Source organism: Candidatus Methanoperedens sp. BLZ2 (assembly GCF_002487355.1).
In the GTDB taxonomy this organism is placed as follows: Archaea; Halobacteriota; Methanosarcinia; order Methanosarcinales; family Methanoperedenaceae; genus Methanoperedens.
On record NZ_NTMG01000064.1, the window covers coordinates 1 to 25,488 of the forward strand.

Sequence of the window (25,488 nt, forward strand, 5' to 3'; positions counted from 1 at the left end):
AACGGAAGGGATAGCGCACGGCAATGCACGATGTAACTTCTTGTCACGAGCACAACAGGATAATTACCAACATAAATTGAAGCAAATTTTATATCGTACATTAGGCTGACATATAGTAATATCCGAGACCTTTATCATGGGATCGGTAAATATCCCGCTTATTTAAAAATCCCGCCCAAAATTAGAATCTATTGCAATTATTCACCAAGCACTTCTTCGAAAACCCATGCATACTCATGAGGTTTTGTGAGGAATTCGAGTGTTTTTAAATCCCGCACGAGCCCGTACATCTCTTTGCTTTTCTGCAATCCTATTTCTTTAAGATTTGCGGGTTTGCCAGGCTTAATTTCAGGCACATGTTCATATCGCGGATTTTTAACCATTCCTTTATCCAGAATGAAATATGCGCCTCCGCCCTTTTCTTTTATTGGCTGGTATATGGACTCAAAGTCGCGCGCCACCCAGTTAGCCATTTTCAATACTTTATTTGATGCATTGATGGTAAGATGCCCGTAGCCTGGAGGGATTATTACCTTATCGCCTGCACCTGCTTTTACCAGGATCACATCATTTATTCCTTCATTATCCGGTTTTTGCAGTATATACGTTGCTTCGCCGCCCAGTACTTCATATATTTCAGGATACGTGATTTGCGTTCCGGGAACAAGAGGATGGTAATGACCTGCTGTTTTTACAAATTCATTTCCCAGCATCTGAGGCGGGATTACTGTGATATCGTACCTCAGGCCATGTTCTTTCATGGCAGCGGCATCTTTTTTGCTCAGTGACAGCTCCCGGTACATATAATATAATTCCGAATTTTCTGCTTTTGAAAGCCATTTGCGGTCATAAATGACATCTTTCATGTCAAAAAGCCTGCGTACACCCGGTTTAACACCCTTAGATATGATATCCGATATCGACTCCATTATACACTAATTGGTGTAGTTTATTATATATATTCTACCTAGTGTCTTGTCAAGTGTCAATTAGCAACAAATAACCGAAATAAAATGATCTATAGTATTCCGCAAACTTCTGAAAAATGAAGACTTTTTTTCCTGAAGAAAATACATTGTTAGTTCTGGAAAAAGATTCTGTTGATTGCTATGGGGTCTGAAGAAAACAAACCGCAGATAAACGCAGATGAACGCAGATTTGTAGCATCAAATCCAGTGCATCTTATCGGTTCGTGGGATTTAGCGTTCTTCCTATTTTTAAGTTTCTCATATGTGTATGCTTCGGGAACGATTCGGCGCGTGGGAGAATATGGTTTTGGGGTTATTATTTTTCAAAAACCGTAGCATTAAATCTGCGTTCATCTGCGTTCATCTGCGGCTAATTTTTTCAAAAGCTGAACATAGTAATTCTTGCATGCCACAATTGCGCCGCATCCATAACAGTTGATCACGTTTTTTATATAATTTGCGGAAAACTATAATTATCTCGATCTCATTTGACAATTTAGCCTTGACAGGACACTAGTGATGATTATTGTATGGAATTGTGTTATTCATTTGTGTTGCGCAATCTTTTTATTTTATTCCCGCTAATCAGCGCCATATGATAAAAAATTTTGTAATTATATTATTATGTATATTATTATTTTCAACACCATACACCGCATTAGCGGTATCTGAGGTAACATTGAACGAAGTGAAAAGACCGCAAAGCGCTATCCTTTTCATAGTTGATGGTTTTGGCTCTTCATATTATTATCCTGAAACTTCACCTTTGGCATTAGACGGCTCTCTTCTTTCAAAAGCAAAGACCGGGAACCTGTCATTCGGGGCAAGGATCGCGGATATAAGGACAAAACATCCTGTAACGGGTATTGCGCATTCTATGATCGTAACAGGTTTTTCTGATGCAAATGAGGAGACTGTGGGTTATCCGGGGGCAACAATATTTGACATCACAAGAGAACATGGCTTTGTAAATCTTGCTATAATGCAAAGAGGGGATTTTATGAATATGCGAAGCGAACAGGATATAATTCTATTTGCGGAAAATAATTCTATTGATGAGCCCCTGATGTCAATGCAAACAAAGAATGCGCCTGATGGCGTTTATGATCTGATGTATGAGTGGAAGATGAAACTTCCTGCTTATCTTGATGATAAAAAAGGTGTGGATAAATATTCTGCATATAACAGATGGGGCATTGATGCTGCAAATGCCGCAGCTTCAGACATGATAAAAAAACATCCCTCCCGGAGATTCCTCCTGACCGTGAATATCGGAGCAATTGATAGCGGAGGACATAATATGGGGGATGATGATTACATGAAGTTGATCGAGAGCCTTGATTCGGATATCTATCCCCTTTATAAAACAGCGCTTGACAATAATATTGCATTCTTCCTGACAGCAGATCATGGCATGTCTTTTGCAACAATGAATTCACGACGTGGAGGTCATAGTTCCGATAAATATTCAACAAAGATTGAAAGCCTGAAAATACCTCTTGTAATACTCTCCCCGAATGCTGTAACGGGAATCATCGGGGGTGAATATCAACAGGAAGACCTCGCTCCCACGCTTCTGGGTGTGCTTGACCTTCCAGATAATCTCCAGTACGGAGATGGCAATGCCATCAATATAAAAAAATATGCCAGTATCTATGTAAAAGCTGATTCGAAGTACCAGGTCTCATTATGGAATAATGACCAGAAACTATCCGAGCGCTCGGATTCCGAACTTATTTTCTCTGGCCTCCCCCTGAATTCAAGTTATACCCTGAAAGCAACAGGAGATGGCGGTACATTTGAAGAAATAGTGTCGCTTGATTCTGATAAACAATTCAGTTTTAAAAAACCGGAGAGTTCATTCAATATCAGTAACAGGAGATTGATAGCAATTATTCTCATATTGATAGTTAATATTGCAGGATTGATTATCATAAGACGGATCAAGGATTAATGGTAAAAATGCCTCATACCCGTAAACACAAGCGATACTCCCAGCCTGTTAGCCGTAGCAATAACTTCCTTATCCCTTATCGAGCCTCCCGGGGACACGATGTACCTTATATGATTCCCGGCTGAATGAATGATGCTGTCATCGAACGGGAAGAATGCATCTGATACCATGACGCACTCACTCATGATGTTTTTAACAAATTCATCCTCGCTTATATCCGGTTTTTCCCTTTCATAAAGGATCTTCAGGTTCTCTCTTGCTTTTGTGGCAGCCAGTTTCTTTATCGAATCCACCCTGTTTGGCTGTCCAGCACCTATCGCAAGTATCTGGTAACATCCTTTTTCATACTCCCTGGCAATAACTACTGCATTTGATTTTGTATATTTGCAGGCATTCAATGCAAACTCAGAAAGTCCCTTCTTTTCTTCGGGAAATTGATGCTGCGTCACAACATCCCATTTTTCATATAATCCCCGGTTCCTTGACTGGACAAGCATTCCTCCCACGATATAGCGGTATGTATTCTCAAGCGGCTTTCCATCATCCATTGATAATTCAAGGATACGAAGGTCTTTACTCTTGTTTTTGAGGTAAAAAAGCCCTTCTTCATCATATCCCGGGGCGATAATAAGTTCCACGAACCTGCCTTTTAAAAATTCAAGAGCAGAAAGATCAGGTTTGCGGGTCATGCAGATTATACTGCCAAACGATGAAACAGGATCCCCGTCCCATGCCCTTGACAGCGCTTCCTTCAAGGTATTGCCAGTTGCAAGTCCACATGGATTGCTGTGTTTTACGATCGAAACTGCTATTTTCTTTTTGCATCCGAGAACCACATTCAGGGCGCTTTCCGCATCCACATAATTGTTGTAAGAAAGCGCTTTTCCATGCAGTTGTTTTGCATTTGCGATCGTGGGTTCTGTTACGCCGGGCTCTTTATAAAATTTCGCGCTCTGGTGCCAGTTCTCACCATACCTGAGAGTTGTTCCTCCAACGAATTTCATGCGAAGGATATCTTCATTCCCAAGGGCGCAGCTTAAGTATGTGTCAATCGCGCAATCGTAATCTGCAATTCTTCTAAAAGCTTTGACTGCAAGCTTTTTCTTAGTTTCAGGGCTTATAGCACCTTTTTTAAGTTCTTCCAGGATCAAAGGATAATCTGCTGTGTCAGTAATTACAGCTACATGATTGTAATTTTTTGCAGCAGCCCTTACAAGAGCCGGTCCTCCGATATCTATATTTTCAATAGCATCTTCAAGGTTTGCTTTACCTTCCACTGTTTTTTCAAATGGGTAAAGGTTAACAGCCACGATATCAATAAATTCAATACCATGTTCCCTGGCATCCTTTACATGGGATGGTTTATCCTGTAATGCAAGAATAGCGCCGTGGATTTTCGGGTGAAGTGTTTTTACTCTACCGTCCATCATCTCAGGGAATCCCGTAATATCGGAAACATCTCTTACATTTATCCCGGCTTTCTTTAATACCGAGTAAGTCCCGCCTGTCGAAATAATCTCAAATCCGAATCTGGCGAGCCCGGAGGCAAAATCAATTATACCATTTTTATCAGAAACGCTAATTAAAGCTTTCTTGGGCAGAAAATATCACCTTACCTTAATGGAAAATCAAAGTTATAAGTTTTTCTGACGATGAAAATTGAATTTTCGTCATCTTCCAAATCTTAATATACATTTAATATGCTTCAGGCATTTCTCCCTTACATGAAAGATTTTATAATCATCGGACATAAAGCAGTCACAGGAACGTTTTCCCTCAACGACCTTCCAGGGGCTGCCGGGCGCATGGACATCCTGTGCAGGTGCGTTAATGCCGCGCTATTTCTTTCTCATGATCTGAGAAGAGATGTTCGTGTTTTTCTTGTACTGAAAGGTGAACCATCCCCCCCAAAACTGATATGTTTTGATGGCAGCGCGGTCAGGTACCTGAGTCCTGATGAACGAAGCGCCGCATCATTAATAAAAAAAGCGCTTGAAAAGAATGCACAGGATTTCTGGACTGAATCCACGCCAGGAGTTAGCGTGAGAAAAGGAGATCTGGATATTCTTTTAAAGGAGCTGGATAAGAAAATCATATATTTACGGGAAGATGGCGAAGATATCCGCAAAAAGAATTTCGGTGAAGCTTTAGGTCCTTTATTTTTACTTGGAGACCATCTGGGTTTGACTGAGGATGAGGAGAGAATAGTTGCGGGATATAATCCTGAAATAATCAGCGTAGGGCCGCTCTCTTTGCATGCAGACCACTGCATCGTATTATTGCATAACGAGATGGATAGGAAATAGTTACTTTCAGATCGTCAGGCCAACAGGTTTCATAATTTTTATATTTTTTATATTTTTTGATGGAAAGTTTTAAAACGGATTAACAATATATTGTTGTTTATTATAATACTTATGATTATGTAACCAGTTTTAAGAAAAGATGGTTTACGTTTTTCATAAGACCCGAATAAAAAAGATTGAGCAGTGTCCTGTCGCCAAACGTGGCACTGCCCAGGCCCCCTTTGGAGAGAGCGATGAATCTATTAACCGCGTCGGTATTAATCCTTTCCGGAATACTTGCGCTTCAGCTCGTATTTGTGGGCGCGCAATCCCAGGCTGTAAAAGGAGCAAATATTGTATTGCCAGAACCTGAAACACCTGCCTGGGCGGCTGCTGATATTCAATTACAAACTACGGCCGCTCTGCTTCCTGAACCAATGGAAATAACATATCCTGAACCAGCATCCATACCGGCTATGAGGCCCTACCGGATCAATAAAGACCACGATATCTGGCATGCAAGTGATCCTGCTTCATATATTGATCCGGATAATGAATGGGTAAAGTACTATGCTTCAAAATTATACATAGATTATGATGGAAGGTTGCGATATAAGAACAAACCGGTTCCGCTGAGAGTTGATACGGAAGGCAATGTTCTCCAGTGGACGGATGAGCCATTTATCAATACATATGTTTCAGATAATGATCAGTTCCATTACCCTCCGGACGAAGATGCGTGGGTCATGCCCGAATATTACCTGACCAATGGAATGAAGGATGACTGCGATGGCTGGATGGTTACAGTCACAAGTATGATGCAAAGCGGAGAACTATCTGTTAAGGAAAATTCAAGTTTTATGAAGAAAGTTATTCCTTCTAAAGCTGTTCTTGGATATATGGGACAATACAGGGATGGGTGGACTGAATATAAGGCTTACGACAAGACCTTTTTGACAACTACAGCGTTAGTGAGTACTGGTTTTAATGAGAAGCAGTCAGCCACTGAGTTCATAGAGAAAAAAGACAAATCAACTGCAAGACCTGTTTTTGAATTTGATAATAAGCATTTCGGGGATTATAAAGCCTGGTAATGGAAACATATTTAGAACACCATGCATAATGTGAGCCAGATGACAATCCTTGATACAGCCCGTAAGATCGTTCATGAAGGTCCGATATGCGACCACTGCCTGGGCAGGCAGTTCGCAAAGCTTTCCACCGGGCTTTCCAATGACATGCGCGGGGCCGCACTGAAACTTGTGCTTGCTATGCATGCAGGAGCAGAAAAAGACAAAGAACTGCAGGATGAGCTTGCCAGAAGCAGGGGTGAAATAAAATGCTGGGTATGCAATAATCTTTTTTTGAAAATAGATCCGTGGGTAACAAAGTCTATTGAGGTTCTTTCGGATTATGAATATAATAATTTCCTGGTAGGAACAAAGGTTACAGGACTTCTTGCTGAGAATGAAGAGATCCTGTGGGCAGAAAGCGGGACTACGTTTGCCGAACCTTTGAAGACAGAATTGAACCGGGAAGTCGGGAAAAGGATAGAAAAACTTACGGGAAAGAGGGCAAACCTTAAAAAACCACAGGTTGTGGTGCTTCTTGACCTTGAAAATGATACTGTTGATGTAGAAATAAATTCGCTTTACATCTACGGCAGGTATCGGAAACTTATCCGCGGAATACCCCAGACAAGGTGGCCATGCCGGGAATGCGGAGGGAGAGGATGTGAACGATGCGATAATACCGGAAAGATGTACCAGGAATCAGTGGATGAATTGATAAAGCCGCATCTAATGTCAGCAGCGCGATGCGCAGATACTGCTTTTCATGGCGCAGGGCGCGAGGATATCGATGCCCTTATGCTTGGGGATGGGCGGCCATTTGTTGTTGAGGCAAAAAGACCCCATATCAGGAGTCTTGACCTGGAAGCCCTGGAAGCCGGAATAAACCGTGGTGCACAGGGTAAGATCGAAGTGCTTGGATTAAAATTCGTTGAGAGTGAAACTGTTGAACAGCTAAAATCCATGAAAGCGGATAAAGTATATCGTCTCAAGGTCACCCACAATACAACAGAGGAAAAACTTAAATCATCCATTAACGTAATAAGCCAGACTCTCATCAAACAGAAAACACCCACCAGAGTACTTCACAGGCGCGCGGACCTTGAACGAGTACGAAAGGTACACTCGGTCGAACTCGAATCGTATAATGAAAATACTGCTGTCCTCGTCATTAATTGTGAAGGCGGACTATATGTCAAGGAGCTGGTTTCTGGCGATGGCGGGCGCACAATACCCAGTGTAGCTTCACTGACAGGAAGCGAGGCAAAAGTTATTGAACTTGAAGTAATTAAAGTAGGATAAAATAACAATCATAGTTCGGAGAAATATTATGGCAAAAACCCACGGAACAAGAAGAAAATCACGATATAAATTAAAGAAAACAGTCAGAGAAAAAGGATTATCACCGATCAGCAGGGCGATCCAGGAGTTCCATGAGGGAGACATTGTGAACATTGATCTTGACCCGAGCATCCAGAATGGAATGCCTCATCCCAAATTCCAGGGCAGGACCGGAAAAGTCATGACCCAGCGTGGCCGGGCCTATATTGTTGAAGTCAGGGATGGCGGACTGATGAAAGAAGTTATCATTCTTCCAGAGCATTTAACCCCCCAGAACTAACTGGTGAAACAATGTTAGTGAAGCAGATAATCAGTGAAGATATTTTGACTCTTGGCGAGGTAAGGAGCCTGCTTGAAGAGGTTAGAGAAGAGAGGGCAAAGGAAGACAAGGAACTCGGATATGAGTTGCGTAAGGCGATCTCTCATGCTGAAATGTTTGCCAGGCTGGAACCAGGGAAATCCCGGGAATTAATGAACGAGTTATTAAAACTTGAAAAAATGAAACCGGAGATAGCTGTAAGGATAGTCGATATCCTTCCTCTGACCAATGATGAGGTCAGGTCGATCTATGCGAAAGAACGATATACCCTGAGTGAAAAAGAACTGAAGGATATTCTTGAGCTAGTGATGAAATATACCTGAAACTAATTATAAAACTATATAAACATCTTTCTATATATTAACAGTTTGAATTAGAGAAATTCCAAAGCGAGTGGTATTTGATGATAACCCTAGGAAAAAGGCAAGAAAAAGAAGACACAGCTTACATTCTGGATTATCTACATTATGGGCGTTCTGATGATTCCCGCCCGATGTATCAAAAAAAGCCCCTTATTCATGCAATCGGGGAAAAACATTTTGTTTTGATGGAGCTTATACCTAAAGAGAATGTAGTCCCTAATGTCTATGATAAAGTTTATATCGGGGATGGAGATCGTCCTGTTATCGATCATGTCAAGAGGCGTATCACTTATAATGAGCTTACCCATGGAGCACAGCTGGAGCTTCCCGCTGTTATTGAAAAAATAGTTCTTGCAAATGAAATCCGGTTTTTGGCTTTCTTTAATGATGCATATCCGATAACAACGCGTCTTCATATGCTTGAGCTATTACCAGGAATTGGAAAGAAGCTCATGTGGGGAATAATAGAAGAGAAAAAGAAGGGTAAATTTGAAAGTTTCAAGAATCTTGTTGAAAGGGTAAAAGGTCTTCATGCTCCTGAAAAACTTATTGCGCACAGGGTTCTGGATGAATTGAAGGACGATAATATTAAATATCGTGTTTTTACAACCCCTATGCCCCCCAGAAGATGAAATGGTATAAAAAGGACCAGCATTTCTTAATTGATGAACACGTCCTTGGCAGGATCACCGAGTACGGAAATTTAAATAGTTTGGATACTGTTCTTGAAATAGGCGCGGGATTCGGTAACCTGACAGAAAAACTTGCACGCAAGGCAGGGAAAGTCATCGCGATTGAAGTTGATCCGGAACTCGCATCTTCCCTGAACAGGTTTGATAACGTTGAAGTTATTGTAGGGGATGCGATGAAACAGGATTTTCCCCATTTTAATAAAGTGATCTCTAATTTGCCTTATTCAATCTCATCACCTGTGACCTTCAAACTGCTGGAAAATAAATTCGATATGGGTATTCTTATGTATCAGCATGAATTTGCAGAAAGAATGGTTGCTATACCAGGCAGTAAGGATTATGGCCGGCTTTCGATAGCAGTCCAGTATCGGGCAAATGTTGAGATCATGGAAGTCGTGCCACGGCTGGCTTTCAGTGCTCCTCCTCAAGTCAATTCAGCGATTGTCAGGCTTGTACCGCAACCTCCCCCTTATGAAGTGAATGACGTGGATTTTTTCATGAAATTCGTAACAGCAGCTTTTTCACAGAGACGAAAAAAACTTAAGAACGCCATATTAAATAATGCAGCATTTCTTGGGATCAGTGATAAAGCGCTGGAAAAACTGCCTCCTGATATGATTGACAGGAGGGCGGAAACCATTTCTCCGGAGGAACTGGCAAAACTATCTGACATTCTTTTTGAGGAGAAAATTTAAATACCCTGTTTTCTTAGAAAAGGTAATTATTCATAAAAACGTGTGTAGGGCTATGAAAATTGCTGTGGTCTTTGACAGTGCAGGAACACTGCTTCGCATGTACCGGGTGGCAAAGAACGTAAATACTGGCGCTATTCTAGATGAGGTCGTTTCAACAGAACTTGTTGGTAAAAAACCATATTGCGCGCTTCTTGTAATGCAGATCGATTCTAACAGGCTCGAAAAATGCCCTCCAGGTATGCTGGTTTCCGATTTTATAGATAAATACAACATAGGCATCGATGTTGGCTGCTCAAGGGCCCAGGTGGATAGCGATACGGCCTTATCGGTTGTGAAAAGCGATACAAAGGCAACAATGTCTGATCTTCAGGATGTGATGGCTGCTGTCAAACAAAGATGCAAGAATATTTTCTATATGGGCGTTGGGCTCATAATCGATGTGGAAACAAGAAGCATCCAGTATGTCATCTGCACAGGTGGAAAAATCTACTCCAGCAGTTGTTCTGTGATACAGAACCTTACAGACCAGGGCATAGCCGTATATATAGCATCGGGTGACAGTATGCGAAACCTCCAGCCGCTTGCAAAAAACGTCTGTGTTCCTCTTGAATGCGTATATGAAATATCAACGCCAAAGAAAAAAGAGGGGATCGTGAAAAGATTGAAAGAACAATATGATAAAGTAGTAATGGTGGGGGATGGTATCAATGATATCCTTGCATTTCGCGCTGCTGATCTAAGTGTGCTCTCTATACAGCAGACAGGGGAGTGTCCTCCTCTTCTTTGCGAGGAAGCGGATATTGTAATAAATGATATCAAGGAGATAATCGGGATAGTGGAAAAAATGTAGCATGTGAATTATCCAGACTTCATAATCACATAATCGTGTGGAAAAGCTATAACGTATATAAACCAAATTATCACCAAATGAAAATCCGTGAACTCAACGAGCGCGTCTTAATTGAACATATTACAGGATTACTCACAAAACCCGGAAAAAATACGGTGGTTGGCGCAGGTGATGATGATTGCGCTGTTCTCGATATAGGAGGAGACGATTATCTTCTTGCGACAACCGATATGCTTCATCGAAAGACGGATTTTCCACAGCAGATGTCAGGCTGGCAGATAGGATGGATGTCGGTGGCTGTAAACCTGAGCGATCTTGCTTCAAAAGGAGCTAAGCCACTTGGGATTTTAATGGCTATTGGTGTTCCCCCCGATACAGAGCTTGATTTTTTTGATGATATCATAAAAGGTATGGATACTTGCGCGCGAAGTTTCGGTACACAGGTCATCGGAGGTGATATGGATTCACATGAGGAATTAACGATGACAGGGACTGCGCTTGGACTTGTAAATAAAGACTTACTTATAAGAAGAAGCGGGGCAAATCCGGGAGACCTTGTATGCGTAACAGGAAATCTTGGTACTGCAGGAGCCGCACTGATTTTATTGAAAAAAAATATTAATGCAGGCCAGCAAATACTAAAATCCCTCTTTGAACCCATACCCAGAATAGATGAAGGCATGGCACTTACAAAAACACATGCTGTAACATCGATGATGGATATAAGCGATGGGCTTGCGTTATCAATTCATGATCTTGCAAAAGCAAGCGGCGTGGGGTTCAAAATATATGAAGATAAACTTCCGGTTCTCATGGATGTCAAAAAAAAATTAAAAGGCGATGAATTGTTTGAGGCTGTTGTTTTTACTGGCGGGGATTTTGAGTTATTATTCACAGTTCCGCCTGATAAGATCAATAAAGCCAGGAATGCCTGCTCATTTACCGTAATAGGGGAGGTCATAAAAGAAGGCATTTTCATTGAAAGATCAAATGGGATCGAACCACTTAAGGGGCGCGGGTTTGAGCACTTCTGATATAACTCGTACCCGCTGATTTTCTTTTTTTATCGAAAAACTTTTCGATAATTATGAATCAAGAAACGGATAATTTTTATATTCCAAACCCACTTAGAGCCTTATTATAGAGATGAAAAAATGCCATTTAAGATCTTAAAGAAACAGGAACTTGTTCCTGCGATCCATTTGATGGATATAAGCGCTCCCCGTATTGCCAGGAAAGCACAGCCCGGACAGTTCGTCATCCTGAGGATTGATGAGACAGGTGAAAGGATACCTCTTACGATCGCTGATTTTGACAGGAAAAAAGGAACTATTACGATGATCTTCCAGGCAATGGGAAAAACAACCACACAATTGTCAACACTGAAAGAAGGTAATTATCTTCTGGATTTCATCGGGCCGCTGGGGAATCCGGCCCATATTGAAAATGAAGGAACAGTGATCCTCGTGGGCGGAGGCGTGGGTGTCGCACCTGTTTTCCCGCAGGCCAGGGCTTTTAAGGAAGCCGGGAATAAAGTAATCTCCATCATCGGCGCACGAAGTGCAAATCTCCTGTTATGGGAAGATAAAATGAGAGAGTTCAGCGATGAACTGTATATTACAACGGATGATGGTTCAAAAGGCCACCATGGTTTTGTGACTGATATTGTTAAAAAAATACTTGAAAGTGGAACAAAAGTGGATAGGGTGATCGCCATAGGTCCGCCAGTAATGATGCGGGCTGTGGCTGGTGTTACAAAGCCATTTAATGTTAAGACAATAGTCAGTCTTAATTCAATAATGGTGGATGGGACAGGTATGTGCGGCGCCTGCAGGGTGCTTGTCGGCAATGAAACCAGGTTTGCATGCGTGGACGGGCCGGAATTTGATGCGCATCTTGTGGATTTCACGTTACTCATGAACAGGCTTGCTATCTACCAGCCTGAGGAAAAGATTGCATTTGAGAAATATAAATGTGAGAGGGAGGGATGCAAATGTTAGATCGCCAGGAGATGCCAGAGCAGGACCCGAAAGTCCGCCGCTCTAATTTCAATGAAGTTGCATTGGGTTTTACCAGGGAGCAGGCAATAGAAGAAGCAAAAAGATGCCTCCAGTGCAAAAAACCAAAATGCATCGAGGGCTGTCCCGTTGAAGTCAGGATACCTGATTTTGTCAAGTATGTATCAATAGGTGATTTTGACAGCGCGATAAAAGAGATTAAAAGCGTGAACGCACTTCCTGCGATCTGCGGGCGTGTATGCCCCCAGGAAAGCCAGTGCGAAGCATTATGTATTCTTGGCAAGAAGGGAGGACCGGTATCTATAGGCAGGCTTGAACGCTTTGTCTCGGATTATGAGCGTAAATTGAAAGCGGAAATACCCAAAAAGCCAGAGCCAACAGGAAAGAAAGTCGCGGTCGTTGGTTCAGGGCCTGCCGGACTAACAGCAGCCGCAGACCTTGCAAGAGTGGGTCATTCGGTTACGATCTTTGAGGCGCTCCACGCTGCAGGAGGTGTTCTCACATACGGGATCCCGGAATTCCGGCTTCCGAAAGATATCGTTCGCGCCGAGGTGGAGTATGTCCAAAAACTCGGAGTTACGCTTCTTCTTGATTCTGTGATCGGGAAAATTGATACTGTCGATGAATTACTCTCTGATTTTGACGCCGTGTTCCTCGGAACTGGCGCAGGATTGCCAGTGTTCCTTAATATTGACGGAGAGAACTTGAATGGCGTTTATTCGGCCAACGAATTCCTGACGCGTGTAAACCTGATGAAATCCTACAAATTCCCGGATTACGATACACCGATCAAGAAAGGCAAACATGTGGTTGTCGTAGGCGGGGGCAATGTGGCAATGGACTCAGCCAGGTGCGCCCTGCGGCTCGGGGCTTTGGAGGTCACGATTGTTTACAGGCGGGGAGAAGAAGAAATGCCGGCGCGGGCCGAGGAAATTGAGCATGCAAAAGAAGAAGGCATCAAATTCAGGCTCCTCACAAATCCAGTGCGACTCAATGGCGATGCCAAAAACTGGGTCACTGATATTGAATGCATCAATATGTACCTGTGCGAGCCTGATGAGTCGGGAAGATGTAAACCAATGCCTCTTGCAGGGTCGGAACATAAAATCGAGGCGGATGTTGTAATAATCGCTATCGGGACATCCCCGAATCCTCTTGTGCCGCGGACCACGAAAGGGCTTGAGATGTCAAAGCACGGGACGATCATCGCAAAAGAAAACGGCGCGACCACAAAAGAAGGAGTTTTCGCAGGAGGCGACGCAGTTACAGGCGCAGCAACTGTGATAAGCGCAATGGGCGCGGGTAAGATTGCAGCAAGGGCGATTGATGAGTATTTGAAGGGGAAATAATTTCAGGACTTTAAATGAAATCTTTTGATTCTAATAATTCAAAGTGTTTAGACCAAGATCCTTTCATAAAATGCTTTGCCCTTTCAAACAGGATATTTTCGTGATTTTTTGATGGGATCACGAAAAAAATTCTACTTGTTCCTCGATGATAGTGCAGAGCAAATGCACCGTTGCAGCCCTTGAAATGTTCATTTATTTGAAAAAAATGTAATTTGAATTGCCTTTCTGCAGGAGTATGTTGACGTTGTTGATAAATAACCAGACTTTGACCTCTTTCATAATAAGGCGTAAGTTCATCAAAGAAGGCATATTTTGGGCCTCGATTATTATGACGCTTTACACTCCGAACCTTAAGTCCATTATCAGGATCTATGAAGATAATTCTGCAATCAACTGTTGCATCAAAAGCTCCTTGTATCCATTTCCTTCGATGTTCAATCCGCAGTTTGCGCGCTTTTGGGCTATTAGAAGGCATGCCTTCAAAATTAAGGAATTCTTCGCAAAAAATAGTGCTTATAGGTAGAATTCCACCCTCACGGATATACGATATATCTCTTCCCTTATCATGACAAATATTTGCGAGTCCATCATACAATTGAGGATCACAATTTCTAAAGTTTTCATTTTCCGAAGATTGTTCGAGATATTTTATATGCTTTCCATCATTATTGTTTTCATTTGGTACGAGATACCAAATTACACCAAGTGAAAGATGGAAATTATCAAATTCAGATATGCACAACGAATTTAGTAATCCATATTTTCCAAAGTCCCCTATATCACAAACATATTGATTTTGCATTTATTAAAATCCTGACAATTGTACTTATGCTGGAACCCCTTCAACTGGCATATCGATGTTAATTTTACCAAGAGAAGCAATAGACATTCTTTCCGATACTCCGACGATTTCGATTCCGAATATTCTACCTTTATCGTCAAGATCTACCATGATGCCTTCTTCAATTTTCTTTGTCTTTTGAACCTTGCCCTGCTGGAATTGGATATATAAGCAATCGGCATCTTTATCATACGTTATATTCATGTTTCCTCTAACCAATAAACGGTTATTACTATAATATCATCTTCCTTTATATATACTACTTCGAGAGTTTTATCGCCTATTATTTTTCTTGCCAATCTACGCTTTCCAAAGCTCTCATTGGCTTCATCAGGGTTCAGGATGGCAGAAGCTACAATATTTTCATCTATTCCTCTTTGCTGCATCCTGGAAAGGGCATGCTTAGTGATTATCATGTTGATTTAATTTTAATTTTTTTAGGTTTATTCTCAACTGCCCTTTAAATAACTTTGTTACAAATCTTCCAAATCCATATACATATGCATAGAATTCAGATTCAGGAATAGATATTCCCATCGCAAGCCTAATATCACATTCAGGAAATACAGATGAGCATGAAATATCCACCCACAAACCTTATTCAGGCATTCGGTCTTGCGGATGCATGGGCGCAGGCTGTGAATTTTGTCATGAAAAACGGCATGGAAATAAAAACGGAGTATGGCCCCATGTCAAAGGATATCTGTTCGGTCATTGAAATTCGCGAGCCTTTTGCAGAACCCATGCTGCATCCGCAGTTCCCTACAAAGGAATTGCATGTGAAGGAGTATCTGCGGCAGTGGGAAAGGGATTATGACTGGAAAAAACAGGGTTTTGAGTATAATTACATGGACAGGCTCATAAATTATCCCTCGCGAGGTAAGGATGTTGACCAGCTAAAAGCAATAAAAGATCTTTTGCCAAAGGGTGTTTCAAGAAGGCGGCAGGCAATCACATGGATACCGGAGCGCGACCTTTTTGTTCCGGAAGACCAGCCCTGCCTGCAAAGAATCTGGGTAAGGGCAATTGGCGAGGGGAATGCGGAAATGCACTGCATGTGGCGCTCGCGGGACCTTTTTGCAGCCTGGAACAGCAATATGGTAGGTCTTGTTACAATGATCAGAAGGGAAGTCCTGGAGCCCAATAATCTCAAACTCGTCAAGGTCGTGGATTTCTGTAACTCACTGCATATTTATGAAGCGGACTGGGAAGCTGCATCGAAAGTAAAACCATTGCCAAAGAGCCCGCAGATGATGAGGTAATTATTTCTCGTACTCTTTCTTGAACTTTGAGATATGGCAGGGAGTATTAAATGTTATCCTCCTCATGCCCGGGAGCTATATGCACAAGCTTGAAAGAATGCTGTGAGGGTTAACATTTTGCTCATGAGGTTATACGTATTTCCGGACAACAGGCAGGAATTCAGAGGAAATATAGTGTTTTAGGGTAGTGCTTGCATACTCTGATTTTACAATTCCGTTTTTTATCATTGTTTTCATATGAGAAGCTACGGTAGATCGGTTGATTCCTATAGCAATGGCAATTTCTCCGTATGATAATCCAGGATTTTTAAGAAGGGTTACTAAGATCTTCCCTGGCGTGTTTTCTCTCAGGGCAGATAGCACCGCCTGTTCCGAACTGGAGAAGGCTGAGTTATTTAAAAAATATCGTTTGTATGTTTTATTTTGAAGGCTGGTTATCAGCCCGGCCATTTCCAATTTTTTTAAATGGTACTCAGCAGTGCCTTTATTGATTTTCAATTCTGAAATAAGCTCCCTGAAATAGATACCAGGGTTTTCCTTGATAAAGGTATACATACTCAACCGATTCTTGTTATCCAGTGCATTAGACCTTAATATTCTTTTGAATCCCCCCAGGATAAGAGGAATTATCTTGAATGAACCCAGAAAAGCGAATATTAATCCTGAAAGCCAGGCGATTTGAATCCACAGGGGAAGGTCCCAGAAGGTGACGGTTGCATCAGCGCCGCTGGAGTCTGTCAGCCCATCCTGTAGTGCATGTGGCTCAACCGTATAGCCGCCGGTATCGGCGATAGCAACATGGTTAAAAGCCAGAAATAATATCAGTATTAAAGCTGTCCATTGTTTCATATCAGGATTTGCAGGGGATTGTCACAGAAAATATATAAAGTTAATGCAATAATCATTATCCTGAAACGCTGGTTTCAATTATATGCAACGTCTCGAATGTAGTCATGCATAAAATGTATCTATTGTTTCACCCGTAGGAAAACTCAGGCGCAAATGCGCTATAAATATACAGGTGATAAAATGAAGAAATCAATACTGATCGGAATATCCATCATAACGGTTGCATGGATACTTCTTGCAGCAGTTGCACTGGGTTTTGGAGAGACAGAGATTTCCCAGATTGATATAAAAGGAGAAATCCAGTATGCTCAATCTAATGTCTCATTCAGGATTATCGAGCCAATGTATATTCCCGCCGGCTATAATTTCGAGAGCGTGGAAGGAAAAAAGTTCAGAGGTGCTGCGAAAGATCTCGATTTGGCATCGTTCTCCTATAAAAATGGAGATGAGCAGTTAACCATCAAAGAGACAATAGTGATAAAAACCATACAGAACACAGAACTATCCACTTTACCCGAAGACACCAGGGAAATCGTAGATATAAATGGAATTGAAGGCCGATATTCTGAAGAGAATGGCATAAAGCTCCTGGGCTGGAAGATAGGAAACCTGAGTCTTAGCATCTCCAGTTGGAAAAACAAAGGTCAGAACCAGACAAGCAGTTCTCTTGGCAAAGAAGATATGATAAATATCGCGAAGTCTGTCAGGGAAAAGACACCGGAAGAGGCTATCGCAGAAGCACAGACTAAAGTATCCTTTAGTATTCTTCAGCCAACTTATATCCCGGAAGGATACAGGATGAACACTGCGCAGACTACAGGAACAAGGTTCAGGGGTACTTCTGTGGAACTTGAACAGTCAAGCATTTTTTACATAAAGGGAGATGAGTTTTTCGCCAAAAATGAGATCCTTAACTTAAGAGAATCACTGACCATAAAGGAAGATACAACTTTTCCTGAAAGCACATCAAACATCAAATGGAAATACATAGATATAAATGGGGTACAGGGACATTTCCTTGAGGAACCAGATGGTGTAAAGTCACTGAACTGGGAAATAGGCAATCTCAGTTTAGCCATAAGCAGTCAATCATACAACGAGAGTGATTTCAAAGGCACATCGCTAAGCATGGAAGAAATGGTAAAAATGGCAAGGTCTATCAAATGACCTGTCATTGGATTTTTATCGTGATGCGGCTATGAGATGGCTTTTTGACAGGAATGTCCTTGAAAACGAGTCCATTCAGGAGCTACCTGAGCGATCGTCTCCTGAACCAACCCTGACAGCAGTACCACAGATAACAGAATCCATAACAGCAACAACTCCCAGAGCGCCGGGTTTTGGCGCAACGCTTGCAATAGGAATTCTATATACAATCTATTTATTTAAAAGGAGGTACAATTGAGAGCTCAGGTTAAGGAGCAAGTTCAATGATTTCAAGGAAAACAGGGACAATGGTACTTGCAGGGGCTGTTCTGATGGTAACAGGCGTTATCGTCACAAGCATGCTGCTTGCCACAAAGCCGTCGATCATCCAGATAAACGATGGAACTTTCAAAATCCTTGAACTTCCTTACACTTATACCAAGAACGATGCTTACGTCCTGGTCATCGGTTCGGCAGTCGGCGGCATGATGCTCTCGTATATCTTCACAACTCTGCTTGCAGCAGGAAAAAGCGAGGTCAAAGACATGATAACGACGGAAAAACCAGTGGAAATCCAGGTTTCCCATACGGATATAGCTGCATCTGCAGATGTCAAAGAAGAATCGCTATTGATCGAGGCTGTCTTAACAGCACTGGAAGGGGATGAGAAGAAACTGGTTAAGGAGATCGCAGACCACGGCGGCGAGATGCTTCAGAATGAACTTGTGCTTTCTCTGAATTTCTCAAAAGCAAAAGTCTCAAGAATGCTGACCGACCTTGAAAAGAGAGGTTTGGTGCTGAAAAAGCAGTATGGTCTGACCAATAAGGTTGCCCTGGCTGGCAAGTTGCGAGGTGAGAATAATGAAAAATAAGATGATGACAGGGGCGATAATAGCAGTTGTGATGCTATCTGCGGCGGTGTTATTCTGGTATTTTAGCCCGTCAAACGTCAGCATTTCAAGCCTGGAAGAGCCTAAAGAACTCGTAATAGAACAATTGAGTTTTCTGACAATTAACTTGCAAAATAATGCTTCAGAGGATGTAAATGTAACCATAAACGTGAAAAACGCGTTTGTTGATGAAAAAGGAATGAGCTTAAAAGGATCTATCTTTTGGGTGGAGGACAATTCCAGTTGGTTGCAAATAAATGCAACCGAGAAACCTCAAAAAGAGGTCAGATTAAAACCGGGAAGTAACAGGATAGATGCCCAGATTGGATACCAGCTAGCTGGAACACAAACAGTCGAAGTTGATGTATATCAGCTGGGAAAACTCGCAGATTCAAGAACGATCGAACTCAATGTTCTCAAGCCAACAATTGAGGTGCTTCTTGAGAAATATGAAAGCAGAAATGGAACCAATGAAATACACTCTGTTTATGGTTATTTGCAGCTAAGAGGAAAAGGCTACGCTCCGGGTGTTGCAGTCAATATCTCGGTAATTGATGAAGTAACAAATGCAACAGTTAAAACGGTTACAAGAGGATATTCTTTACACAGTGAGGAAGACATACCATATTCCTCTCAACCCCTTGTGATCTGGCAGAACCGTATTTTCACCTACGACCCGGTGACGGGGGCAAAAATAGATACCCAGACCGATACATATTCACCCATCGTAGTTATTGAGCTTGCTGAGGGTGAATCTTCCACAGAGAAATATGCAAGGTCTCCTGTTGTGGTAAAAGGCAAAATGGGAGATAGATACAAAGTGGTTGTAACCGCAACGTGGGTGGACCAGGTTATAAGTTCTGAAATGAAGATACCTTCATCCCCTCCGACTTATGAGCTGTCGTATCCGTATAGAAGGTTCAGAAGTGAGCGGTAATAAAGAGAAAAATTGAATGTTAAGTATATTCGAAAAAGACATCAGGAGGAATTATGAATAAACTCGTCGTATATGTGCTGCTTGGAATATTCGCTTTCGGTATATTCTCAAACATGGCAGCTTCTGCACTCTCTGAAGAAAAGATGCTGCCGGTCGGCAGCACATGGGAAAAGACGGCTGGAATCTCTCTATTAAATCTGTAGATAAAACAGCAACGCCTGGGTTCATATTGATTTCTCTTTCCTATCAGAATAAAGATCTTGGGGATGCCAGATTTGAAACCGGTAAATCTTACATCTACAAGGGAAAGAATCCGGATGGCTCAGAAGTGCCGCTTTTAACAATCAAAGCCGACAACATATTTGTTGGCGCGAATATTGACGCTGTCCGGCTGGCGCTCAACTGGTCTATACCCGAAAGTGGCGTTACGATAATTGAAGTGCCTGTGGAATCTGTGCAGATGAAAACCAAGACGCCAGTACCCACGCCAACAGCGCAGGCAAGTCCGGAGGCACCCGGGTTTGGGAGGGTTTTGGGGATTGTAGGGACTCTGGCTGTCTGGCAGATATTAAGCGCAAGGAGGAAATAAAAATATGATAGGCAATACAAAAAAGAGATTAACAATTTTTTTATTACTTTTCATGGTTGGGACTCTTGCTGGTATATTCGGATATTTGAATGCAAAGATTACTACTTTTGAAGAGTGCGAGAAAGCTGGCTTGCTTGTTCGCAGCATAAGGGTGTATGATGGCAACGGCCCTATTGAGGCAGAGTGCGTGTTATGGGGTGGCGAAAGTTTCGTTAAAGAAATATCTCAAGATCAACCAGATAATGTTAGTGTATTATCTGCTCCTTTCTTTCCAACGCAAAAGGAGCCTGCTACGAGTTATATGCAGGCGTTATTAGGAGCAGATAATCCGGAAGAATTGATAATAAAAGACGGTTGTCTTCGTGCTGGCAGCTTTTTGCTTGTATGGCCATATGGTTTTTCATTAAGCGCCGATAACGGAACATTTCAGGTTATTGACAGCACTGGCAAGATTGTGGCGCGCGTGGGAGATGAAATAAAAGTTGGCGGGGGTGCTGATGAAACGCCGGACGGACGCGTAGCCAGAGGTTATTCCGCGCAACTGCCAGGTGAACGTTGTTCAGGTCCTTACTGGATTGTCGCAGAGGTGATAACAGTAGACAAATCCACTTCACCTGTCGCTATTGCACCTACTTTAAAATCTGCCCCTTCACAATATTTCCCTGGTCAGGCTTTTGATGAGGCATCGGGTAATTTAACAAAAAAATGGGATGCTGAGAATTTCAAGGGTTTCTGGCACGATCCAGATACAAGCGCTTCTACCGAGACTCTGGTTATAAATCAAAGCATACTAAACAACAGCTATAGAATGATAGAAAAGCACAACCTGATATACACGACAAAACCAGTGCCTTTAAAATATCAGGTTTATGCTCAGGCAAACTTGACTCCAGAAGGTACGGATGGATTGTATCAAACAGCAGGCTGGCTGGGAGAGAAGCATGTGTATTTGCAGGGGAACAGGCTTGAGAAGATAATATTTGAGCAGAATGCAACAGAGGAAAAAGAATTGACCATTGGCGGATCTTGGGAATTGGGAGAAGGATACAGGTTAATCGCCAACTCAATTAGTGCAAGAGATTTGGCTGGCAGACAATCGTGGCTTACTCTCTTCAAGGATTCGAATACGCTCGTTGATATAATCATGGTGCAGTATGGATCGGGTAAAATTTTCACTTATTAGATGAACTTGAGCGATAGTATTCCAAATTTTATGATATATTGTTCAAGAGTTGACAGTTTACAATATACGGATGCGGCTTATTTCAAATATACATGGCTCAGGTCCCAGGATATTGCCAGGATCAGGGAAGGCGATACCTCCGGCGTCATGGAAGTAATTTCTGTTAAAAACGGTACAATTGAACTCAGGAATAAAGAACCGATTGATCTGTCTCCTGGAAATGCTGTCCATTTGATGGGGGATATCAGTATTCAGGTAGAGAATTCTGAAACTGGTTTACTATTTTATCCAATTAAATGGGGGAGATAGCATGAATAACACGATCATTAGACGATGGAAATATCTCTTATTCCTTTCAATTGGTATCCTCTCATTTTACATAAGCGGCTTCCTGCTTGGGATTTTAAGCGAAATATATGGGATTGGAATACACGGAACTGAGGCAGTATCTTTCATGATATTTACCTACGTTATCCTGCTGGTAGCAGGATTAGTTATATCCAAAGAACGCTCGCCTGGTTTTATTTTGAATGGGCTTGTGATCTCTTTTGCGGCAATGTTCCTGATATCTGTTGCTTTTTTCGCGTTGGGCGCATATAGTGACGCAAATGCTAAATGGATTGCCGCTCACAGATTACAAACTACGCCTGAAAATTTCGTTATTATAACTGAGGAAGAATTAAATCAATATCCTGCACTCAAAGAAGCCATCAGAAGCCAGGGTACTGTGAAAGTAAAGCCGGAAGAATGGAAGAGAACCGATGATTTCCTCGATCAGAAAGGTTCCAGATTCGTTAAATTGGGTGAAGAATATTATGAAATCGGATTTGCCACAGTATAGTGGGAACATGCAGCTGTAGCAAGTTGGATATTAAAAGAGATTGCTATAACTACGAATCAATCCGTAATTTAAGAAAATCTTTTATAAGTTCAACACGTAGATGATTGTCACAGAAATTATATATTACAGTCTTGAAAATATACGTTCAGAGGATACAGTGCCAGATAAATACACAAGGGGTTTAAAATTCTACATGATTTTAAAACAGATTTTCGGTAGAAGAAGGGATTGAAATGATAAAGATGAAAGATCAGTTACAATTTATCCATGTATCGTTTGTGCTTTTACTTTTCATACTTTTTGCAGCCACACCTGTAGCATCAGCTTTGATGGTAAAAATGAGCGTAGAAGACCTGACAAAAGAGGCTGACGTAATCGTTATAGGAGACATTAAAGATGTGGAGAGCAGGTGGAGTCAGGGAAGGACTCCAATTAATACGTATGTAATGCTTTCTGTTGAAAACTATATTAAAGGCGGCGAAGGGCAGGAAACGCTGACAATAATCACTCAAGGAGGAAGCAAATGGGGTTTTACCGTCTGGGTGGAAGATGCCCCGGATTTCACGAAGAATGAGAAGGTGCTGGTTTTCCTGAAAAAGGCAGGACGTGAGTTCAGCGTTGCAGGTTGGGCGCAGGGTAAGTATATCGTTGAAAATGAGGAGGTGCTTGATAGAAGTGGTGAGAAAGTATCACTGAAGGACTTCTTGCGCCGCGTAGAAGATGCGATGCCGCCACAGGATGCTGCAACCCCAGCAGCGCAGGCAAGCCTGGAGGCGCCCGGATTTGGGATGGTTATTGGGATTGCAGGGATTCTGGCTGTTTGGTGGAGATTAATAAAGTAAGGAGGAAATAAAACAAATGTATAAAAATTTAAAATGTGTTTCCTCAGTTGTCCTTGTATTAGTTTTGATACTGCTGGGGGTATTTATAGTTGTGAATGCTCAAGGGCAGGATAGTAGTGGAAAACCTGCATTGGATAATAAGGATCCAGTGTTGTATGATGCACAAATATATGCGTCAAATAATAATGTTAGTACTGAGGAAGCTCTCCGCCGATTCCAACTTCAAGATATTGCGGGGAAACTGGATGGGGAACTGAGCAAGAATGAGACCGGAACCTTTGCTGGACTTTGGGTTGAGCACACTCCGGAATTCAAGGTTGTTGTGCAGTTCACTCGTGATAGTGAAGAGATAATCAGACCGTACTTGAAGAAGTATCCAGAGTTAACCGACATTGTTGAGGTGCGCCCCGCAAATGTGTCGTTGGCGAACCTCCAAAGGGATCAAGCAGATGCGTCATCTTCTGTCGGTGCTTTAGGTATACGCGTACAGTCAGAAATCGATGTACATGAGAACAGTGTTAAGTTATATGTGGCTAAAGCTGATAAGAGCCGCTTTGATGACGCTTTACAAAAAGGAGAGATACGATTACCTGATACAGTCAGGGTGATTACGGTTGATGCCATGGCAGAAGAGTACCTGGAAGCACCTTCATCACCAGCGGCGCAGGCAAGCCCGAAGGCGCCTGGATTCGGTGTTTTAATGGCCTTAACCGGTTTGCTGGTTGTAATGATGCGGAGGGAAAAAAATGAAAACTAAGATCAAAATTTTAATCATGGGAATTATAACTGTAATTTTAATTATAATAAGCGGATATTTGATATCCCAACAAGAAATAGAGCCGCCACCTGCGATCCTTGAGATAGACGGGAAAGAGCAGGTTTCAGGGATAGGCAGCTATTGCTGGACGGATACATGGAATGCTCTATGCGCAGATATGATAGGTCTTCCGACAGCGCAGGAACCGCTGATTGCAAGCTCGCCTTTTACAGCACATCTGCGTTTGCCTCTTCAGGAACCACCTTATGAGTTGCAGTTCAGCGTCGTTCAGGTTACAGAAAAGGATGAACTTGCTTTTAATGGGCGCGGCTGGCGCTGGTGGAGAATTAATGAGGGAGAACGCTTCACTCTACCTCTTGAGCATGAGACGGATATAGAGCTGCCGCTTGAGCCCGGTCTTTACGTTCTATACGTTGCCTCCTGGTGGAAAGAGGAGGGTTCAGCAAGCTACGGCTTCCTGGTGGAAGTGCAGGCTAATGGTACAGGAGTGGCTCCTGCAACACCTGTACCTGTATTTCCAGTTAATCAAACACTGCCATCGAAGGATACCAGACCTGCTATCATATCAATTCAACCCGATTTTGGAACTATAGAAACAAAAGTAGTTATCACGGGTACAGGTTTTACTGCCAAAGATAATAATATCGCCTTAAGGTTGAAACCTGAGAATAGCTCTGCTCCCTTTAAAATTGGTTACATTAATAACCTTGTATCCCATGACGGCAGGATTATTGAATTCGTAATGCCTGAATTGTTAGATGTGTGTGCATTTCCTCTACATGAAATAGCCCCGGTTACGGTATGTCCTGACATAAACATATTCTTTAAATCCGGGAAGAAGACTCAAACATATCCTATATTTATTGTTAATCAAAATGGCACGAGCAATAGTGTAAACTTTACAGTATCAAGATAAGACACTGGAAAAATGGAGTAAATGTATGGTAGCACCGCTCTGGCGCAATCCCACACTCTACGGCTTGCTTGGATTAATCCTTGTAGCAGCCAGTCCCACGCTTTATTTCTTTTTTGCAGGCATACCCGGAACAAGAGTTACGGAAACAGAATACCTTTTGATGGAAGATTCTAGCACCAAAAAATGATTCACTGTATGCTTGCTTTACTATCTTTTTCTGTTAAGATTTTCACCAATTGCTATATTCGTCTTGAAGATAAATCAAATGTACTGGCTACCTCATCAACGGTTTCACCCTTTTTGATACCCAATCGATTCCTAACTTGATCTTCCGGTTAGTCATCTTCACCATTGGCTCTGATGACTTGTAATTCGAAGAAAAATCCTGGCGAAATAATTTCAGGACTCTGCACACTGAACCAAATATAGAGATATTTATATATTCCTATCTGACTGATATGCATTCGCTCTTGCCCCTATTGTACTGCGATAAAACTATATTGTGTTCAGA

31 protein-coding genes and 1 pseudogene are annotated in these 25,488 nt (G+C 42.0%); 26 read left to right on the forward strand and 6 right to left on the reverse strand.

Annotated elements, in window-relative coordinates; all coding sequences use genetic code 11:
* Positions 1–197: 197 nt before the first annotated feature.
* Positions 198–929 (reverse strand): glucose-6-phosphate isomerase family protein, encoded by a 732-nt coding sequence (locus CL181_RS12035; RefSeq protein WP_097299554.1) that lies wholly within the window; start codon positions 927–929, stop codon positions 198–200.
* Between the two features lie 180 nt (positions 930–1,109).
* Here CL181_RS12035 and CL181_RS12040 point away from each other — a divergent pair, with 180 nt between their 5' ends.
* Both CL181_RS12040 and CL181_RS12045 read left to right on the forward strand, forming a co-directional pair.
* The gene (locus CL181_RS12040; RefSeq protein WP_097299555.1) at positions 1,110–1,304 is read left to right on the forward strand and encodes a hypothetical protein; all 195 of its coding nucleotides are present in this window, start codon (positions 1,110–1,112) and stop codon (positions 1,302–1,304) included.
* 259 nt (positions 1,305–1,563) lie between these two features.
* On the forward strand, positions 1,564–2,922 hold the full coding sequence (locus CL181_RS12045; protein ID WP_097299556.1) for a sulfatase-like hydrolase/transferase: 1,359 nt from the start codon (positions 1,564–1,566) through the stop codon (positions 2,920–2,922).
* On the opposite strand, the gene purH is transcribed toward CL181_RS12045, so the two are convergent.
* A complete protein-coding gene (purH, locus tag CL181_RS12050; RefSeq protein WP_097299557.1) occupies positions 2,919–4,523 on the reverse strand; it encodes a bifunctional phosphoribosylaminoimidazolecarboxamide formyltransferase/IMP cyclohydrolase in 1,605 nt (534 codons plus the stop codon). The two genes, CL181_RS12045 and purH, sit on opposite strands and share 4 nt — an antisense overlap.
* A gap of 123 nt (positions 4,524–4,646) precedes the next feature.
* Here purH and trmY point away from each other — a divergent pair, with 123 nt between their 5' ends.
* The 11 genes from trmY to gltA all read left to right on the forward strand — a co-directional run bounded on the left by trmY (position 4,647) and on the right by gltA (position 13,903).
* Positions 4,647–5,228, forward strand: coding sequence for a tRNA (pseudouridine(54)-N(1))-methyltransferase TrmY (gene trmY / locus CL181_RS12055; RefSeq protein ID WP_097299558.1), 582 nt, complete (start codon positions 4,647–4,649; stop codon positions 5,226–5,228).
* 233 nt (positions 5,229–5,461) lie between these two features.
* Complete coding sequence (locus CL181_RS12060) at positions 5,462–6,301, forward strand: hypothetical protein (protein WP_097299559.1); 840 nt, start codon at positions 5,462–5,464, stop codon at positions 6,299–6,301.
* A gap of 39 nt (positions 6,302–6,340) precedes the next feature.
* Positions 6,341–7,579 (forward strand): tRNA pseudouridine(54/55) synthase Pus10, encoded by a 1,239-nt coding sequence (locus CL181_RS12065; protein ID WP_097299560.1) that lies wholly within the window; start codon positions 6,341–6,343, stop codon positions 7,577–7,579.
* Positions 7,580–7,607: 28 nt separating this feature from the next.
* Positions 7,608–7,898: a 50S ribosomal protein L21e gene (locus tag CL181_RS12070; protein WP_097299561.1), complete on the forward strand. Its 291-nt coding sequence runs from the start codon at positions 7,608–7,610 to the stop codon at positions 7,896–7,898.
* Positions 7,899–7,909: 11 nt separating this feature from the next.
* A complete protein-coding gene (locus tag CL181_RS12075; protein ID WP_097299562.1) occupies positions 7,910–8,260 on the forward strand; it encodes an RNA polymerase Rpb4 family protein in 351 nt (116 codons plus the stop codon).
* 80 nt (positions 8,261–8,340) lie between these two features.
* Complete coding sequence (locus CL181_RS12080) at positions 8,341–8,931, forward strand: DUF655 domain-containing protein (RefSeq protein ID WP_097299563.1); 591 nt, start codon at positions 8,341–8,343, stop codon at positions 8,929–8,931.
* Positions 8,928–9,686 (forward strand): 16S rRNA (adenine(1518)-N(6)/adenine(1519)-N(6))-dimethyltransferase RsmA, encoded by a 759-nt coding sequence (gene rsmA / locus CL181_RS12085; protein WP_097299564.1) that lies wholly within the window; start codon positions 8,928–8,930, stop codon positions 9,684–9,686. The genes CL181_RS12080 and rsmA overlap by 4 nt, the downstream gene beginning before the upstream one ends.
* Before the next feature lie 52 nt (positions 9,687–9,738).
* Positions 9,739–10,536 carry an HAD family hydrolase gene (locus CL181_RS12090; RefSeq protein WP_141398893.1) on the forward strand — a complete coding sequence of 266 codons (798 nt, stop codon included), beginning with the start codon at positions 9,739–9,741 and terminating at the stop codon, positions 10,534–10,536.
* 77 nt (positions 10,537–10,613) lie between these two features.
* On the forward strand, positions 10,614–11,570 hold the full coding sequence (gene thiL, locus CL181_RS12095) for a thiamine-phosphate kinase (RefSeq protein ID WP_097299566.1): 957 nt from the start codon (positions 10,614–10,616) through the stop codon (positions 11,568–11,570).
* A 120-nt stretch (positions 11,571–11,690) separates the two neighbouring features.
* Positions 11,691–12,536: a sulfide/dihydroorotate dehydrogenase-like FAD/NAD-binding protein gene (locus CL181_RS12100; protein ID WP_097299567.1), complete on the forward strand. Its 846-nt coding sequence runs from the start codon at positions 11,691–11,693 to the stop codon at positions 12,534–12,536.
* A complete protein-coding gene (gene gltA, locus CL181_RS12105; protein ID WP_176505199.1) occupies positions 12,530–13,903 on the forward strand; it encodes an NADPH-dependent glutamate synthase in 1,374 nt (457 codons plus the stop codon). Before CL181_RS12100 ends, gltA begins: the two co-directional genes overlap by 7 nt.
* A 10-nt stretch (positions 13,904–13,913) precedes the next feature.
* Here gltA and CL181_RS12110 read toward each other — a convergent pair whose 3' ends face one another.
* From CL181_RS12110 to CL181_RS12120, 3 genes are read right to left on the reverse strand one after another with little or no spacing between them, the layout of a single operon-like run.
* Positions 13,914–14,705, reverse strand: coding sequence for a hypothetical protein (locus CL181_RS12110; RefSeq protein ID WP_097299569.1), 792 nt, complete (start codon positions 14,703–14,705; stop codon positions 13,914–13,916).
* Between the two features lie 24 nt (positions 14,706–14,729).
* Complete coding sequence (locus CL181_RS12115) at positions 14,730–14,948, reverse strand: DUF2283 domain-containing protein (RefSeq protein ID WP_097299570.1); 219 nt, start codon at positions 14,946–14,948, stop codon at positions 14,730–14,732.
* Entirely contained in the window at positions 14,945–15,160 is a 216-nt protein-coding gene (locus tag CL181_RS12120; protein WP_097299571.1) for a DUF4258 domain-containing protein, read from the reverse strand. Before CL181_RS12120 ends, CL181_RS12115 begins: the two co-directional genes overlap by 4 nt.
* A gap of 159 nt (positions 15,161–15,319) precedes the next feature.
* Between CL181_RS12120 and CL181_RS12130 the strand changes: the two genes are divergently transcribed.
* The gene (locus CL181_RS12130; RefSeq protein WP_176505200.1) at positions 15,320–16,006 is read left to right on the forward strand and encodes a thymidylate synthase; all 687 of its coding nucleotides are present in this window, start codon (positions 15,320–15,322) and stop codon (positions 16,004–16,006) included.
* A 129-nt stretch (positions 16,007–16,135) separates the two neighbouring features.
* On the opposite strand, the gene CL181_RS12135 is transcribed toward CL181_RS12130, so the two are convergent.
* The gene (locus tag CL181_RS12135) at positions 16,136–16,855 is read right to left on the reverse strand and encodes a winged helix-turn-helix transcriptional regulator (RefSeq protein WP_097299574.1); all 720 of its coding nucleotides are present in this window, start codon (positions 16,853–16,855) and stop codon (positions 16,136–16,138) included.
* Between the two features lie 180 nt (positions 16,856–17,035).
* Here CL181_RS12135 and CL181_RS12140 point away from each other — a divergent pair, with 180 nt between their 5' ends.
* The 12 genes and pseudogenes from CL181_RS12140 (at position 17,036) to CL181_RS20460 (ending at position 25,164) form a co-directional block, all read left to right on the forward strand.
* Entirely contained in the window at positions 17,036–18,022 is a 987-nt protein-coding gene (locus CL181_RS12140; RefSeq protein ID WP_176505201.1) for a DUF4367 domain-containing protein, read from the forward strand.
* A 31-nt stretch (positions 18,023–18,053) separates the two neighbouring features.
* Complete coding sequence (locus CL181_RS12145; protein WP_097299576.1) at positions 18,054–18,260, forward strand: hypothetical protein; 207 nt, start codon at positions 18,054–18,056, stop codon at positions 18,258–18,260.
* Between the two features lie 25 nt (positions 18,261–18,285).
* Positions 18,286–18,873: a MarR family transcriptional regulator gene (locus CL181_RS12150; protein ID WP_097299577.1), complete on the forward strand. Its 588-nt coding sequence runs from the start codon at positions 18,286–18,288 to the stop codon at positions 18,871–18,873.
* Positions 18,863–19,828, forward strand: a complete 966-nt coding sequence (locus CL181_RS12155) for a hypothetical protein (protein ID WP_097299578.1) — start codon at positions 18,863–18,865, stop codon at positions 19,826–19,828. The genes CL181_RS12150 and CL181_RS12155 overlap by 11 nt, the downstream gene beginning before the upstream one ends.
* A gap of 53 nt (positions 19,829–19,881) precedes the next feature.
* A complete protein-coding gene (locus tag CL181_RS20455) occupies positions 19,882–20,031 on the forward strand; it encodes a hypothetical protein (protein WP_176505202.1) in 150 nt (49 codons plus the stop codon).
* A complete protein-coding gene (locus tag CL181_RS12160; protein WP_141398894.1) occupies positions 19,992–20,417 on the forward strand; it encodes a hypothetical protein in 426 nt (141 codons plus the stop codon). The genes CL181_RS20455 and CL181_RS12160 overlap by 40 nt, the downstream gene beginning before the upstream one ends.
* A gap of 301 nt (positions 20,418–20,718) precedes the next feature.
* Positions 20,719–21,909: pseudogene (locus CL181_RS21195) on the forward strand (S-layer protein domain-containing protein).
* A gap of 1 nt (position 21,910) precedes the next feature.
* Positions 21,911–22,441 carry a hypothetical protein gene (locus tag CL181_RS12175; RefSeq protein ID WP_097299582.1) on the forward strand — a complete coding sequence of 177 codons (531 nt, stop codon included), beginning with the start codon at positions 21,911–21,913 and terminating at the stop codon, positions 22,439–22,441.
* A gap of 233 nt (positions 22,442–22,674) precedes the next feature.
* Positions 22,675–23,283 carry a hypothetical protein gene (locus tag CL181_RS12180; RefSeq protein WP_097299583.1) on the forward strand — a complete coding sequence of 203 codons (609 nt, stop codon included), beginning with the start codon at positions 22,675–22,677 and terminating at the stop codon, positions 23,281–23,283.
* A gap of 16 nt (positions 23,284–23,299) precedes the next feature.
* Positions 23,300–24,040, forward strand: a complete 741-nt coding sequence (locus CL181_RS12185) for a PGF-CTERM sorting domain-containing protein (protein ID WP_097299584.1) — start codon at positions 23,300–23,302, stop codon at positions 24,038–24,040.
* The gene (locus CL181_RS12190) at positions 24,030–24,977 is read left to right on the forward strand and encodes a hypothetical protein (protein WP_097299585.1); all 948 of its coding nucleotides are present in this window, start codon (positions 24,030–24,032) and stop codon (positions 24,975–24,977) included. Before CL181_RS12185 ends, CL181_RS12190 begins: the two co-directional genes overlap by 11 nt.
* A 25-nt stretch (positions 24,978–25,002) precedes the next feature.
* Positions 25,003–25,164 (forward strand): hypothetical protein, encoded by a 162-nt coding sequence (locus CL181_RS20460; RefSeq protein WP_176505203.1) that lies wholly within the window; start codon positions 25,003–25,005, stop codon positions 25,162–25,164.
* Positions 25,165–25,488: the final 324 nt, after the last annotated feature.

What these genes read in the sequence shown, in the direction of transcription:
- CL181_RS12035 (WP_097299554.1), bottom strand. Translation starts at nt 929, where the DNA reads ATGGAGTCGATATCGGATATCATATCTAAGGGTGTTAAACCGGGTGTA.
- CL181_RS12040 (WP_097299555.1), top strand. Translation starts at nt 1,110, where the DNA reads ATGGGGTCTGAAGAAAACAAACCGCAGATAAACGCAGATGAACGCAGA.
- CL181_RS12045 (WP_097299556.1), top strand. Translation starts at nt 1,564, where the DNA reads ATGATAAAAAATTTTGTAATTATATTATTATGTATATTATTATTTTCA.
- trmY (WP_097299558.1), top strand. Translation starts at nt 4,647, where the DNA reads ATGAAAGATTTTATAATCATCGGACATAAAGCAGTCACAGGAACGTTT.
- CL181_RS12060 (WP_097299559.1), top strand. Translation starts at nt 5,462, where the DNA reads ATGAATCTATTAACCGCGTCGGTATTAATCCTTTCCGGAATACTTGCG.
- CL181_RS12065 (WP_097299560.1), top strand. Translation starts at nt 6,341, where the DNA reads ATGACAATCCTTGATACAGCCCGTAAGATCGTTCATGAAGGTCCGATA.
- CL181_RS12070 (WP_097299561.1), top strand. Translation starts at nt 7,608, where the DNA reads ATGGCAAAAACCCACGGAACAAGAAGAAAATCACGATATAAATTAAAG.
- CL181_RS12075 (WP_097299562.1), top strand. Translation starts at nt 7,910, where the DNA reads ATGTTAGTGAAGCAGATAATCAGTGAAGATATTTTGACTCTTGGCGAG.
- CL181_RS12080 (WP_097299563.1), top strand. Translation starts at nt 8,341, where the DNA reads ATGATAACCCTAGGAAAAAGGCAAGAAAAAGAAGACACAGCTTACATT.
- rsmA (WP_097299564.1), top strand. Translation starts at nt 8,928, where the DNA reads ATGAAATGGTATAAAAAGGACCAGCATTTCTTAATTGATGAACACGTC.
- CL181_RS12090 (WP_141398893.1), top strand. Translation starts at nt 9,739, where the DNA reads ATGAAAATTGCTGTGGTCTTTGACAGTGCAGGAACACTGCTTCGCATG.
- thiL (WP_097299566.1), top strand. Translation starts at nt 10,614, where the DNA reads ATGAAAATCCGTGAACTCAACGAGCGCGTCTTAATTGAACATATTACA.
- CL181_RS12100 (WP_097299567.1), top strand. Translation starts at nt 11,691, where the DNA reads ATGCCATTTAAGATCTTAAAGAAACAGGAACTTGTTCCTGCGATCCAT.
- gltA (WP_176505199.1), top strand. Translation starts at nt 12,530, where the DNA reads ATGTTAGATCGCCAGGAGATGCCAGAGCAGGACCCGAAAGTCCGCCGC.
- CL181_RS12110 (WP_097299569.1), bottom strand. Translation starts at nt 14,705, where the DNA reads ATGCAAAATCAATATGTTTGTGATATAGGGGACTTTGGAAAATATGGA.
- CL181_RS12115 (WP_097299570.1), bottom strand. Translation starts at nt 14,948, where the DNA reads ATGAATATAACGTATGATAAAGATGCCGATTGCTTATATATCCAATTC.
- CL181_RS12120 (WP_097299571.1), bottom strand. Translation starts at nt 15,160, where the DNA reads ATGATAATCACTAAGCATGCCCTTTCCAGGATGCAGCAAAGAGGAATA.
- CL181_RS12130 (WP_176505200.1), top strand. Translation starts at nt 15,320, where the DNA reads ATGAAATATCCACCCACAAACCTTATTCAGGCATTCGGTCTTGCGGAT.
- CL181_RS12135 (WP_097299574.1), bottom strand. Translation starts at nt 16,855, where the DNA reads ATGAAACAATGGACAGCTTTAATACTGATATTATTTCTGGCTTTTAAC.
- CL181_RS12140 (WP_176505201.1), top strand. Translation starts at nt 17,036, where the DNA reads ATGAAGAAATCAATACTGATCGGAATATCCATCATAACGGTTGCATGG.
- CL181_RS12145 (WP_097299576.1), top strand. Translation starts at nt 18,054, where the DNA reads ATGAGATGGCTTTTTGACAGGAATGTCCTTGAAAACGAGTCCATTCAG.
- CL181_RS12150 (WP_097299577.1), top strand. Translation starts at nt 18,286, where the DNA reads ATGATTTCAAGGAAAACAGGGACAATGGTACTTGCAGGGGCTGTTCTG.
- CL181_RS12155 (WP_097299578.1), top strand. Translation starts at nt 18,863, where the DNA reads ATGAAAAATAAGATGATGACAGGGGCGATAATAGCAGTTGTGATGCTA.
- CL181_RS20455 (WP_176505202.1), top strand. Translation starts at nt 19,882, where the DNA reads ATGAATAAACTCGTCGTATATGTGCTGCTTGGAATATTCGCTTTCGGT.
- CL181_RS12160 (WP_141398894.1), top strand. Translation starts at nt 19,992, where the DNA reads ATGGGAAAAGACGGCTGGAATCTCTCTATTAAATCTGTAGATAAAACA.
- CL181_RS12175 (WP_097299582.1), top strand. Translation starts at nt 21,911, where the DNA reads ATGAATAACACGATCATTAGACGATGGAAATATCTCTTATTCCTTTCA.
- CL181_RS12180 (WP_097299583.1), top strand. Translation starts at nt 22,675, where the DNA reads ATGATAAAGATGAAAGATCAGTTACAATTTATCCATGTATCGTTTGTG.
- CL181_RS12185 (WP_097299584.1), top strand. Translation starts at nt 23,300, where the DNA reads ATGTATAAAAATTTAAAATGTGTTTCCTCAGTTGTCCTTGTATTAGTT.
- CL181_RS12190 (WP_097299585.1), top strand. Translation starts at nt 24,030, where the DNA reads ATGAAAACTAAGATCAAAATTTTAATCATGGGAATTATAACTGTAATT.
- CL181_RS20460 (WP_176505203.1), top strand. Translation starts at nt 25,003, where the DNA reads ATGGTAGCACCGCTCTGGCGCAATCCCACACTCTACGGCTTGCTTGGA.